Raw genomic sequence first — 11,410 nt, 5'->3', positions numbered from 1 at the left:
CTACGTCGAGTCTGGCAAGGCGGATTCACATCACGGTGTGACCGGCATCGACCGGCAGGGCCACACCGGTCACGTGGCGCGACTTGGGGCTCACCAACCACATCACCGCGTTGGTGACGTCCTCGGACTCCACATACGGCACCGGAAGCAGATTGGCGGACAACCTCGACCCGTTCGGGTTCTCCCGAATCCTGCTGGCGGTGAACTCGTTCATGATCATCGGTGTCGCCACCCCGGTCGGGTGCACAGTGTTGACACGAATGTTGTGCTGCGCGTAAGCATTTGCCGCAGAACGCATCAGTCCGACCACGCCGTGCTTGGCGGCCGCATACGCGAACATCGCCGCGCTTCCGTCGCCACCGCGCCCGACCAGTCCCTGGGCCGAGCTGGTCATTGGGCACCAGTTCGAAGCGCGGGTCGATGATGTGGAAGTGCGCGTCGAACACGTGCGGCCGGCTCACCGAGGGCTGCTAGGCCTGCGGCCCGCGCCAGTACCGCGGCGGGGCGACACCCGCCGACCGCAGTTCGAGGGCGGCCAGTCCGCGGATCGCCATCGGGTCATCGTGGCGCCACGCGCCGACCGGGTCGGTGCTGATTTCGGTGAGTTTGCGCAACGGGCGGTTGGCCAACGCCCGCAGGGCCAGCAGCTGCTCGCCGGCCGGGGTGCGGGTCAGCGCGATCACCGTCCACTTGCGCCGGAAGAACCGGATCCGCAGGAACAGCCACGGCATGCCCACCGCCAGGATCGGTGGGGCTGCCACCGCGATCGCCAGCAGCACCGCCAGCCACGCTGCCGTGCTGTCCAACTGATGCCCGGCCCCGGCCAGATCGAGCGCGGCCTCGCTGGCGGCTCGCAACGGCTTGGACATGGTGTCCCCGATCAACGGCACGCCGTGCACGCTGTCGCCCGCCGAATGCAGGTTGTCCGACAGGCCGGTGGCGCTGTCGTTGACCTGGCGTCCCACGCTGGAGATGGTGGCGATCGCCGAATGCACGCCCAGGCCTACGCCGACCCAGAGGACGATCCACAGCGCGACCAGCAGGTCGCTGACCACCTGCACCAGCAGTCGTCCCGGAGTGGTGGCATACGGCAGGAACCGCGATCTCATGGCTCGATCCCAGCACAGTCGCCCCGTCTCGGCGGCCGATAGGCTGACGCGATGCGCCCCGCTCTGAGCGACTATCAACATCTGGCCAGCGGCAAGGTCCGCGAGATCTTTTCCATCGACGACGAACACCTGTTGTTCGTCGCCAGCGACCGCATCTCGGCCTTCGACTACATCCTGGACAGCCTCATCCCGGACAAGGGCCGCATCCTGACCGCGATGAGCGTGTTCTTCTTCGACTACCTCTCGGAGCACATTCAGGCTCCCAACCACCTGGCCGGCCCACCGGATGACCCGCGCATTCCCGGCGAGGTGCTGGGCCGGGCCCTGGTGGTGCGCCGCCTGGAGATGGTGCCGGTGGAGTGCGTGGCCCGCGGCTACCTGACCGGGTCGGGTCTGCTCGACTACCAGCGCACCGGCTCGGTCTGCGGCATCCCGCTGCCGCCCGGCCTTGGCGAGGCCAGCAAGTTCGAGACCCCGCTGTTCACCCCCGCCTCCAAGGCGGAGTTCGGCGAGCATGACGAGAACATCTCGTTCGCTCAGGTCATCGATCTGGTCGGTGCGGTCCGCGCCAATCAGCTCAAAGAACGCACGCTGCAGATCTACACCCGGGCCGCCGACCACGCCCTGACCAAGGGCATCATCATCGCCGACACCAAGTTCGAATTCGGCGTGGACGCCGACGACCGGGTGGTGCTCGCCGACGAGGTGTTCACTCCGGACTCGTCGCGATACTGGCCCGCCGACAGCTACACCCAGGGTGTGGTGCAGCCCAGCTTCGACAAGCAGTTCGTCCGCAACTGGCTCACCGGTCCCGAATCGGGCTGGGACCGCTACGGGTCGGTGCCGCCGCCTGCATTGCCTGACGACATCATCGCGGCCACCCGGGCCCGCTATATCGAAGCCTACGAACGTATTTCAGGATTGTCATTCGCCGACTGGATCGGACCCACCGCATGAACCCGCCCGTCGCCAAGCGCGTCGACACCACCCGCGTCCACCACGACGACGTCTTCGTCGATCCCTACGAATGGCTGCGGGACAAGGCCGACCCCGAGGTGATCGCGCACCTGGAAGCCGAGAACGCCTACACCGATCAGGCCACCGACTACCTCGAACCCCTGCGGCAGAAGATCTTCGACGAGATCAAGTCCCGCACCAAGGAGACCGACCTGTCGGTGCCCACCCGTCGGGGCGACTGGTGGTACTACGGGCGCAGCTTCGAGGGCAAGCAGTACGGCGTGCACTGCCGCTGCCCGGTCGCCGACCCCGATGACTGGAACCCGCCGGTGTTCGACGAGCACACCGACATCCCCGGCGAGCAGGTGCTGCTCGACGAGAATGCCGAGGCCGACGGCCACGAGTTCTTCGCGCTCGGTGCCGCCAGCGTGAGCCTGGACGGCAATCTGATCGCCTACTCCGTCGACGTGGTCGGTGACGAGCGATACACGCTGCGGTTCAAGGACTTACGCACCGGCGAGCTGTACCCGGACGAGATCGCCGGCATCTCCTCGGGAGTGACGTGGGCCGCCGACAACGAATCCGTCTACTACACCACGGTGGACGAGGCCTGGCGCCCGGACACTGTGTGGCGGCACCGCCTTGGCTCCGATCAGCCCGACGAGCAGGTGTTCCACGAGCCCGATGAACGGTTCTGGATCGGCGTCGGGCGCACCCGCAGCAACAAGTACGTGATCATCGCGGCCGGCTCCTCGATCACCTCCGAGGTGATGTTCGCCGACGCCGCCGACCCGGCGGCCACCTTCACCACTGTCCTGGCCCGCCGCGACGGCGTCGAGTACTCGGTGGAGCATGCCGTCGTCGATGGGCAGGACCGCTTCCTGATCCTGCACAACGACGGTGCGGTGAACTTCACCCTGGTCGAAGCGCCGGTGGCCGACCCGACGGCGCAGCGCACCCTGATCGCCGCTCGCGACGACGTCCGGCTCGACGGCGTCGACGCGTTCGCTGATCACCTGGTGGTCAGCTACCGCCGCGAGGCGCTACCGCGAATCCAGTTGTGGCCCATTGAATCCGACGGGTACGGAACGCCGGAGGAGATCGCGTTCGACTCGGAGCTGACGTCGGCCGGCCTGGCGGGCAACCCGAACTGGTCGGCACCCAAGCTGAGGGTCGGCACCACGTCGTTCATCACCCCGCTGCGGATCTACGACCTGGACCTGGCCAGCGGTGAGCGCACGCTGCTGCGCGAGCAGCCGGTTCTCGGCGGCTACCGCCGCGACGACTACGTCGAGCGCAGGGACTGGGCGCTCGCCGAGGATGGCACCCGCATCCCGATCTCGCTGGTGTACCGTAACGGGATCGACTTCCCGGCGCCCACAGTGCTGTACGGCTACGGGGCCTATGAGTCCTCCGAGGATCCGCGGTTCTCGGTGGCCAGGCTCTCGCTGCTGGACCGCGGAATGGTGTTCGCGATCGCCCACGTCCGCGGTGGTGGTGAGATGGGTCGGCTCTGGTACGAGCGCGGCAAGCTGCTGGAGAAGCGCAACACCTTCACCGACTTCATCGCCGTCGCACAACACCTCGTCGACACCGGGCTGACCCGGCCACAGAACCTGGTGGCGCTGGGCGGCAGCGCCGGTGGCCTGTTGATGGGGGCGGTGGCCAACCTCGCGCCGCACCTGTTCGCCGGCATCCTGGCCCAGGTTCCGTTCGTCGACCCGTTGACCAGCATCCTGGACCCGTCCCTGCCGCTGACGGTGACCGAGTGGGACGAGTGGGGAAATCCGTTGGAAAACTCCGACGTCTACTTCTACATGAAGTCCTACTCGCCGTACGAGAACGTCGAGGCCAAGGACTATCCGGCGATCTTGGCGATGACCTCGCTCAACGACACCCGGGTGCTCTACGTGGAACCGGCGAAATGGGTTGCCGCGCTGCGGCACACCAAGACCGACAGTCATCCGGTCTTGCTCAAGACGCAGATGGCCGCCGGGCACGGCGGTACCAGCGGGCGCTACGAGCGCTGGAAGGAAGCCGCATTCCAGTACTCCTGGCTGCTGGCGACCGCCGACCGGCAGCACTACGGACCGCAGTCCTAGACCGTCAGCCCTCGAGCAGGGCGAGTCTGGACCGCACCCGGCGGTCCAGGAAGTCCCACAGCACCTGCTCGAACACGGCATTGTCGTCCCCGGCGACCATATGGTGGGCGTCGGCCACCGTGGCGAACTCGGCGTGCGGGACCAGGTTCAGGAACCGGATCGAGTCCTCGATGCTCAGCACGTCGGACTTGCCGCCGCGAACCAGCAGCGTCGGTATTCGCAACGTACCGGCGGCAGCGCCGAGCCAGGCCGGGTCGGTCAGCGTGTTGCGTTGCACCGCTTGGTCTTCCGGGGAGGCCAGGAATTCCGGATCCCAGTGCCAGTACCAGCGTCCGTTCCTCTCGCGCAGATTGCGCTTGAGGCCGTCGAGGTTCTTCGGGCGCGGCCGATGCGACAGGTAGGCCGCTACATAGTCACCGGCCTCTTCCAACGACGCGAAGCCCTCCTTGGCGCGGCCCAGCATGAAGTCACGAATCTTGCTGGTGCCCGCGGGTTGCAGGAACGGTGACACATCGACGAGCACCAGGCCCAGGGCCAGATCGGGGCGCAGTCCGAGGGCGGCCAGCGAGGAGATGCCACCGAGGGACGCGCCGACCAGAATCGGCGGCCGGCCGAGGAATTCGGTGATGCGTACTACGTCGTCGGCGAATCGGTCCAGGGGGTAGGCGCCGTCGGGCGACCATCCGCTGTCACCGTGTCCCCGCAGGTCGACGGTCAGCGCGTACCAGTTCTGGGCGCCGAGGTCGGCGGCGGTCTTGGTCCAGGAGTGCCGGGTCTGGCCGCCGCCGTGCAGGAGCACGACCGGGTGGGCCGCGGGGTCTCCGTAGGCGTCGGCGCACAGGGTGAGACCCGCTACCGGAATGCTGAGCTGCGGCGGCGGTGATGTCTGGGTCACTGGTCACTCCATTGGTCGGTGCTGGTGGTGCGGGTGGTGCCATTCCTGACTAGCAGACGCCGCCGCGGCCGTCGCGCCCGGTACCGTCACAGGCATGGCTCTCACCGATATCCCGCTGACCACGCTCGACGGCAAGTCCACCTCGCTGGGCGACTATGCCGACCGGGCGATCCTCCTGGTGAACGTCGCCTCCAAGTGTGGGCTGACCCCGCAGTACGGTGCCTTGGAGCAGCTGGCCCGCGACTACGCCGAGCGCGGCCTGACCGTGATCGGCGTGCCGTGCAACCAGTTCATGGGCCAGGAACCGGGCACGCCCGAAGAGATCGCCACGTTCTGTTCGACGACCTACGGGGTGAGCTTCCCGTTGCTGGCCAAGACCGATGTCAACGGCGACGACCGGCACCCGCTGTATGCCGAGCTCACCAAGACCGCCGACGCCGAGGGGCAGGCCGGTGACATCCAGTGGAATTTCGAGAAGTTCGTGATCGCTCCCGGCGGTCAGGTGGTCAACCGATTCCGGCCGCGCACCGAACCCGACGCGCCTGAGGTGGTCGCCGCGATCGAGGCCGTACTGCCAGGCTGACCCGGATGGACGTCTGACATCTCGATGGACGCAACCGCTCGGACACCTGGAGTTGTCAGACTTCCCACCGTGGCTGGACAACTCATCGTGTCGGTGTCCGGGATCTGCGAGCGCACGCTCGCCGATGTCGACGAGTTCTGCTCGGTACTGGATTCCCGTGGCGTGCCGGTGTCACTGCTGGTGGCACCGCGGCTGAAGAACGGCTACCGGCTGGACGCCGACCCGGTCACCGTCGACTGGATCCGGCGCCGCCGCGCCGACGGGGACGCGGTGGTGATGCACGGGTTCGACGAGGCCGCCACCAAGAAGCGCCGCGGCGAGTTCGCCACCCTGCCCGCCCACGAAGCCAATTTGCGGCTGATGGGCGCCGACCGGGTGCTCGAGCACGTCGGTCTACGCACCCGCCTGTTCGCCGCCCCGGGCTGGACGGTTTCCGCAGGAACTGTGACAGCATTGCCGCGCAACGGCTTTCGGTTACTGGCCGATCTGCACGGGGTCACCGACCTGGTCGGCGGTACGACGACGCGCGGCCGGGTGCTCGGCATCGGCGAAGGCTTTCTCACCGAGCCGTGGTGGTGCCGCACGCTGGTGCTCTCTGCTGAGCGGACAGCGCGGCGGGCCGGCGTCGTCCGGGTGGCCGTTGCCGCCCGGCAACTACGTAAGCCCGGGCCGCGCCAGGCCATGCTCGACGTCGTCGACCTGGCCCTGATGCACAGCTGCACACCCACGGTGTACCGCTGGGCAGCCGGCCTGCCCGCCACCTCAGCGGCTTGAGCCCGACCCGCTGGCCGTCGTCGCGATCCCGCCGTCGACCGGGATGATCGCCCCGTTCACGTACGAGCCGGCGCGGCTGGCCAGGAAGATCGCCACTCCGGCCATATCGTCGTCGCGGCCGATGCGCCGCAGCGGGGCCGACGCCGCGATGGCGTCACCGAAGGCGTCCAGGGTGGCTGCCATCATCTTCGATGGGAACGGTCCAGGGGCCACCGCATTGACCGTGATGTGCTGCGGTCCAAGTTCTTTGGCCAGAACGCGGGTCAGCTGGTGCAGCGCCGCCTTGCTGGCCGAGTAGGAGTACACCGGCAGAGCCGGCACGTGGATACCGTCGATGCTGCCCACGTTGATGACCCGTGCGGGATCGTCCTGAGTGCCGGCCGCCCGCAGCGCGGGCAGCAGCGCCTGGACCATCCAGAACGGTGACTTGAGGTTGAGGTCGAGAACCTTGTCCCACGCCGAGGCCGGGAAGCTCGCCAGCTGTTCACCCCAGGTGGCTCCGGCGTTGTTGACCAGGATGTGCAGCGCGTCGGTGTCGGCGGTGACCTCGGCGGCCAACCGTGCGCACTCTTCCTGGCGGGACAGGTCGGCCGGGATACCGCGCACCGCACCGAACTCCGACAACGCCTGCACCGCCTGCGCGACGGCGTCAGCCTTCCGCGAGCTCACGATCACCCGGGCGCCCCCCTGCAGTAGGCCGCGGGCGATCATCATCCCGATACCCCGGGTGCCACCGGTGACCAGAGCGGTCTTGCCGGACAGCCCGAACAGCCGCTCGAGATCCGCTGTGTGCGTTGGGGAGCCCATCAGAACCGCACCGAGTTCTCTTCGGGCAGGACGCGGAAGTCGGTGTCGGTCATCTCGGTGAGACGCCCGTAGTAGATACCGCGGGCCTCCGGTGCCACCACACCCTGATGGATCGGGACGGCGTGCGCCGGCGCCACGGCGCGCAGGTAGTCGACGGCCTCGGAGATCTTCATCCAGGGTGCAGCGGCCGGGGTGGCCAGCACGTCCACCGGCTCATCCGGCACGAACAGGGCGTCGCCCGGATGCATCAGCCGAGCCGGGTGCTCGTCGTCGCCCACCAGATAGGAGATGTTGTCGATCACCGGGATCTCGGGATGGATGACGGCATGCCGGCCGCCCACCCCGCGGATGGTCAGGCCGTCGACACTCAGCTCGTCACCGACGTGCACCGCCTGCCAGGCACCGCCGAGCTCGGCGGCAGTGGCCGGGTCGGCGTAGAGCGCGGCGCCGGGATTCGCCTCGAGGAGCGCGGGCAGCCGCTCACGATCGGCGTGATCGGGGTGCTGGTGGGTGATCAGAATTGCCGAAAGCCCGGTGATGCCCTCGAAACCGTGGGAGAAGTTGCCGGGATCGAACAACAGCGTGGCGCCGCCGAACCCGGCAAGAAGGCACGAATGCCCGAAATGCGTCAATTCCATGCTTACGATTGTGCGCTCAGGGGAGGCGTCACGATGCGGATGGTCCTTGCTGTGCTGTTAGCAGCCTGCGGGCTGGCCGTTGCGCCCCCGGCTGCCGCCGATCCGCAGAACTGCCCACCGGCCTGCGACCGGATTCCCGAGGCCGCCTGGATCTCGCCGTGGGCGATCCCGCTGAACCCCCGCTACGTCTGGCCGCGGCTGCCCGGCCTGGCGGTGACCGCGCCCTCGCCGCGGTTCCGGTTCGAGGACCTCTGCGCCAGCCCGCCGGTGCCGGCCGATCCCCGCGGCTACGCCGTGGCCGAACGGGCCACGGTGGCCAACCCCGACGGGCAATGGCAGCTGCAGGCCCAGGTGGTGCACTGGCGCGGCGAGACGTGGCGGGGCGGTCAGCTGGCCGAGGACGTGTTCAACGCGGCCGTCACGGCGCTGCGGGCCTGTCAGCGGACCAGCCCCGGACAGTCGCCGTCGCTGACCGTCCTGGGGCCCGACCGGATGGCCGCCGTGGTCAGCGGACCGATGATCCTGCACCAGTACCTGGTGGCCAACCCGGCCAACAGCACGATCACCGAGCTGGCCCTGTGGTCGAGCTCGCCGCCGCTGACGCCGTGGCCGTCGCCGAGCGACGAAACCGTGCTCGACACCCTCGGCGCACCGCTGTGCACGGCCTATATCGGGTCCTGCCCGTAGCGCGCCGGTACAGTTGAGCCGCACCAGTCACCGTCGTCAGCGAGGAGCTCGTAGTGCCCCGGGTGGTTGTCAACGTCATGCCCAAGGCCGAGATCCTGGACCCACAGGGCCAGGCGATCGTCGGCGCGCTGGGCCGGCTCGGCCACGCCGGCATCTCAGATGTCCGGCAGGGCAAGCGATTCGAGTTGGAAGTCGATGATTCGGTCACCGACGCCCAGCTCACCGAGATCGCCGAATCGCTGCTCGCCAACACCGTGATCGAGGACTTCACGGTCACCCGGGAACCGTCGTGAGCGCCCGCGTCGGCGTCATCACCTTCCCTGGCACCCTCGACGACGTCGACGCCGCCCGTGCGGTCCGGCTGGCCGGCGCCGAGGCGGTGAGCCTGTGGCACGCCGACGCCGACCTCAAGGGTGTCGACGCCGTCGTCGTCCCCGGCGGGTTCTCCTACGGCGACTACCTGCGCTGCGGTGCGATCGCAAAGTTCGCCCCGGTGATGGGCGAGGTGGTGGCAGCCGCCGGCCGGGGGCTACCGGTGCTGGGTATCTGCAACGGCTTCCAGGTGCTCTGCGAGGCCGGGCTGCTGCCCGGCGCGCTCACCCGCAACGCGGGCCTGCACTTCATCTGCCGCGACGTCTGGCTGAAGGTCGACTCCGTCACCACGGCGTGGACCTCGCGCTACGAGGCGGGCGCGGAGCTGCTGGTGCCGCTGAAGTCCGGCGAGGGCCGCTACGTGGCCAGCGAAGCCGTGCTCGACGAGCTCGAGGGCGAGGGCCGGGTGGTGTTCCGCTACGCCGAGAACGCCAACGGCTCGATGCGCGACATCGCCGGCGTCAGTTCGGCCAACGGCCGTGTCGTCGGCCTGATGCCGCATCCCGAGCACGCCACCGAGCCGTTGACCGGCCCGTCCGATGACGGGCTCGGCCTGTTCTACTCCGTGCTCGACGCCGTCCTGGTCTGAGGCTTTCGCCGGCGAGCGTGCGCCCCGGTACGCCGGCGACGGCGTGTCGCGGTACCGACACGCATGCTCGCGACCAGCTAGGGCGTCAGCGCGACTGATGCCTCGGCGGTGTAGCAGAGGAACGTCAGCGTCTCCTCCAGGTAGAGCTGAACTGTCTCGGCGTCGTGCTGCAGGTAGCCGATCGACACGTCGGTGCCCAGCTGCAGATCGAAATCACCGCCGCGGGTGCTCAGGACGAAGGCTCCGTCGATGGCCGGAGCCCAGATGATCTCACCGTCGACCAGCCGATTCAGGTGCTCGCGGATCGGGTAGCCGTGCTCGGTGGTCTCGCTGACCTTGGTGTAGGCCTCGGCCGACAGCAGCACCGAATACGGTCCGTCCACACCGGCCAGCCGCAGCTCGGAGAGCGCCTGGGCGACCACATCGGGGTACTCGCGCGGATCGGCAGGCAGCGCCAGCGCCGGGTTGGAACTGCAGCCGCGGATACCGTCGATGGCGGCGGCCGCATACCCCTCGAAGATCGCGCGGTCCTCGACGAAGGCCAGCTTCTTGGCCGCCTCCTTCACCGAATCCCAGTCGGAGTCCTGCGAACCGCGTTCGACGTCGTCGATGGCGCTACGCGACACGGTGAACGGAACACGCAGGCGCACAAGCGGTTTGGCCTCGCGCAGATGGGCGACCACGCCGTCGGCGGGTGCGCCCACCTGCTGTAGGTGGCCGGTGCTCACCGCCGCGGTGACGGGGCCGCCCGGCCCGCTGACGTCGACGACGCGCCGCCCGGCGATATGTCGCTTGAAGGTCCGGGTGGCCTCGAGTTCGATTTCCTCCCAGGCGGATTCGGTAACCGGAGCGAGTTCGCGGTACAGGTTGTTCATCGGGTGTGTCCTTTCAGGCTGCCGATCGCCAGTGAGCCGTCCGCAGGGGCGGCGGGGGCCGGAGGTGCTGCCGGGGCCGGGGTGGTGGGCAGCGGTGGTGGATCGTCGAGGAAGTCGACGACGGGGGTGAAGAACAGGTTGCCGGTCAGTGCGGTGGAGAAATCCAGGATGCGGTCGGTGTTGCCGGGCGGGCTGCCGATGAACATGTTCTCCAGCATCTGCTCGGTGACCGCCGGGGTGCGCGAGTAGCCGATGTAGTAGGTGCCGTACTCACCCTTGCCGACCTCACCGAACGGCATGTTGGCGCGGACGATCTTCAGTTCGGTGCCGTCCGCATCCTCGATGACGTTCAGTGCCACATGGGAATTGCCGGGCTTGACGTCATCGTCGAGTTCGATGTCGTCGAGCTTGGTGCGGCCGATGACGCGTTCCTGCTCGGTGACCGACAGCGACTCCCACGACCCCATGTCGTGGACGTACTTCTGCACGTGCACATAACAACCGCCGGTGAAGTCCGGATCCTCATCGCCGATCTGGCTGGCGGCCAGGGCGATCTGGCCGTCCGGGTTCTCGGTGCCGTCGACGAAGCCGAGCAGATCGCGGTTGTCGAAGAACTTGAAGCCGTGCACCTCGTCGACGATCGTGATGGCACCGGCCATCGACTTGGCGATCCGGCCGGCCAGCTCGAAACAGACGTCGAGAACCTCGGCGCGGATGTGGAAGAGCAGATCCCCCGGGGTGGACGGGGCGTGGTGGCGGGCGCCGCGCAACTCGACGAAGGGATGCAACTCCGCGGGCCGCGGGCCGGCGAACAACCGATCCCAGGCGTCGGAGCCGATCGAGGTCACCAGCGACAGGTGCTTGGTCGGATCACGGAAGCCGATCGCCCGAACCAGGCCGGAAAGCTCACCCAGCGCGTCGTGGACGACGGCCTCACCACCGGGGTTGATGGTGGCCACCAGGAAGATGGCCGCCGGCGTCAACGGCGCGAGAACCGGTTGCGGTTGCGGGGAGGGCACCGT

General features: G+C 68.3%; 13 protein-coding genes and 1 pseudogene. 7 read left to right on the top strand and 7 right to left on the bottom strand.

Annotated features, from left to right (window positions below):
- Positions 1 to 25: 25 nt before the first annotated feature.
- Both G6N35_RS15635 and G6N35_RS15630 read right to left on the bottom strand, forming a co-directional pair.
- Positions 26 to 394: pseudogene (locus tag G6N35_RS15635) on the bottom strand (SDR family oxidoreductase); the annotation flags it as partial.
- Between the two features lie 76 nt (positions 395 to 470).
- A complete protein-coding gene (locus G6N35_RS15630) occupies positions 471 to 1,109 on the bottom strand; it encodes a hypothetical protein (RefSeq protein ID WP_163805077.1) in 639 nt (212 codons plus the stop codon).
- Positions 1,110 to 1,160: 51 nt separating this feature from the next.
- Between G6N35_RS15630 and G6N35_RS15625 the strand changes: the two genes are divergently transcribed.
- A complete protein-coding gene (locus G6N35_RS15625) occupies positions 1,161 to 2,066 on the top strand; it encodes a phosphoribosylaminoimidazolesuccinocarboxamide synthase (RefSeq protein WP_163805076.1) in 906 nt (301 codons plus the stop codon).
- The gene (locus G6N35_RS15620; RefSeq protein ID WP_163805075.1) at positions 2,063 to 4,168 is read left to right on the top strand and encodes a S9 family peptidase; all 2,106 of its coding nucleotides are present in this window, start codon (positions 2,063 to 2,065) and stop codon (positions 4,166 to 4,168) included. Before G6N35_RS15625 ends, G6N35_RS15620 begins: the two co-directional genes overlap by 4 nt.
- A 4-nt stretch (positions 4,169 to 4,172) precedes the next feature.
- Here the strand turns inward: G6N35_RS15620 and G6N35_RS15615 are convergent, their stop codons facing one another.
- Positions 4,173 to 5,063, bottom strand: a complete 891-nt coding sequence (locus G6N35_RS15615; protein WP_163805074.1) for an alpha/beta fold hydrolase — start codon at positions 5,061 to 5,063, stop codon at positions 4,173 to 4,175.
- Between the two features lie 94 nt (positions 5,064 to 5,157).
- On the opposite strand from G6N35_RS15615, the gene G6N35_RS15610 reads away from it, so the two are divergent.
- Positions 5,158 to 5,646 (top strand): glutathione peroxidase, encoded by a 489-nt coding sequence (locus G6N35_RS15610; RefSeq protein WP_163805073.1) that lies wholly within the window; start codon positions 5,158 to 5,160, stop codon positions 5,644 to 5,646.
- A 69-nt stretch (positions 5,647 to 5,715) separates the two neighbouring features.
- Positions 5,716 to 6,420 carry a DUF2334 domain-containing protein gene (locus G6N35_RS15605; protein WP_163805072.1) on the top strand — a complete coding sequence of 235 codons (705 nt, stop codon included), beginning with the start codon at positions 5,716 to 5,718 and terminating at the stop codon, positions 6,418 to 6,420.
- Here G6N35_RS15605 and G6N35_RS15600 read toward each other — a convergent pair.
- Both G6N35_RS15600 and G6N35_RS15595 read right to left on the bottom strand, forming a co-directional pair.
- Positions 6,409 to 7,227, bottom strand: a complete 819-nt coding sequence (locus G6N35_RS15600; RefSeq protein WP_163805071.1) for an SDR family oxidoreductase — start codon at positions 7,225 to 7,227, stop codon at positions 6,409 to 6,411. The genes G6N35_RS15605 and G6N35_RS15600 overlap by 12 nt on opposite strands.
- Positions 7,227 to 7,865: an MBL fold metallo-hydrolase gene (locus G6N35_RS15595; protein WP_163805070.1), complete on the bottom strand. Its 639-nt coding sequence runs from the start codon at positions 7,863 to 7,865 to the stop codon at positions 7,227 to 7,229. Before G6N35_RS15595 ends, G6N35_RS15600 begins: the two co-directional genes overlap by 1 nt.
- Positions 7,866 to 7,898: 33 nt before the next feature.
- On the opposite strand from G6N35_RS15595, the gene G6N35_RS15590 reads away from it, so the two are divergent.
- The 3 genes from G6N35_RS15590 to purQ are packed head-to-tail and all read left to right on the top strand — an operon-like array spanning position 7,899 to position 9,513.
- Positions 7,899 to 8,552, top strand: a complete 654-nt coding sequence (locus tag G6N35_RS15590; RefSeq protein ID WP_163805069.1) for an ATPase — start codon at positions 7,899 to 7,901, stop codon at positions 8,550 to 8,552.
- Positions 8,553 to 8,605: 53 nt separating this feature from the next.
- Positions 8,606 to 8,845 (top strand): phosphoribosylformylglycinamidine synthase subunit PurS, encoded by a 240-nt coding sequence (gene purS / locus G6N35_RS15585; protein WP_163805068.1) that lies wholly within the window; start codon positions 8,606 to 8,608, stop codon positions 8,843 to 8,845.
- Entirely contained in the window at positions 8,842 to 9,513 is a 672-nt protein-coding gene (gene purQ / locus G6N35_RS15580; protein ID WP_163805067.1) for a phosphoribosylformylglycinamidine synthase subunit PurQ, read from the top strand. The genes purS and purQ overlap by 4 nt, the downstream gene beginning before the upstream one ends.
- A 77-nt stretch (positions 9,514 to 9,590) precedes the next feature.
- Here purQ and G6N35_RS15575 read toward each other — a convergent pair whose 3' ends face one another.
- Entirely contained in the window at positions 9,591 to 10,388 is a 798-nt protein-coding gene (locus G6N35_RS15575) for a family 1 encapsulin nanocompartment shell protein (protein ID WP_163805066.1), read from the bottom strand.
- Entirely contained in the window at positions 10,385 to 11,407 is a 1,023-nt protein-coding gene (locus G6N35_RS15570) for a Dyp-type peroxidase (protein WP_163805065.1), read from the bottom strand. Before G6N35_RS15570 ends, G6N35_RS15575 begins: the two co-directional genes overlap by 4 nt.
- Positions 11,408 to 11,410 lie beyond the last annotated feature (3 nt).

It is taken from the genome of Mycolicibacterium anyangense, assembly GCF_010731855.1.
GTDB classification, from domain to species: domain Bacteria; phylum Actinomycetota; class Actinomycetes; order Mycobacteriales; family Mycobacteriaceae; genus Mycobacterium; species Mycobacterium anyangense.
This window is presented reverse-complemented; position numbering and strand designations above follow the sequence as displayed.

What these genes read in the sequence shown, in the direction of transcription:
- G6N35_RS15625 (WP_163805076.1), top strand. Translation starts at nt 1,161, where the DNA reads ATGCGCCCCGCTCTGAGCGACTATCAACATCTGGCCAGCGGCAAGGTC.
- G6N35_RS15575 (WP_163805066.1), bottom strand. Translation starts at nt 10,388, where the DNA reads ATGAACAACCTGTACCGCGAACTCGCTCCGGTTACCGAATCCGCCTGG.
- G6N35_RS15620 (WP_163805075.1), top strand. Translation starts at nt 2,063, where the DNA reads ATGAACCCGCCCGTCGCCAAGCGCGTCGACACCACCCGCGTCCACCAC.
- G6N35_RS15590 (WP_163805069.1), top strand. Translation starts at nt 7,899, where the DNA reads ATGCGGATGGTCCTTGCTGTGCTGTTAGCAGCCTGCGGGCTGGCCGTT.
- G6N35_RS15600 (WP_163805071.1), bottom strand. Translation starts at nt 7,227, where the DNA reads ATGGGCTCCCCAACGCACACAGCGGATCTCGAGCGGCTGTTCGGGCTG.
- G6N35_RS15610 (WP_163805073.1), top strand. Translation starts at nt 5,158, where the DNA reads ATGGCTCTCACCGATATCCCGCTGACCACGCTCGACGGCAAGTCCACC.
- G6N35_RS15630 (WP_163805077.1), bottom strand. Translation starts at nt 1,109, where the DNA reads ATGAGATCGCGGTTCCTGCCGTATGCCACCACTCCGGGACGACTGCTG.
- G6N35_RS15595 (WP_163805070.1), bottom strand. Translation starts at nt 7,865, where the DNA reads ATGGAATTGACGCATTTCGGGCATTCGTGCCTTCTTGCCGGGTTCGGC.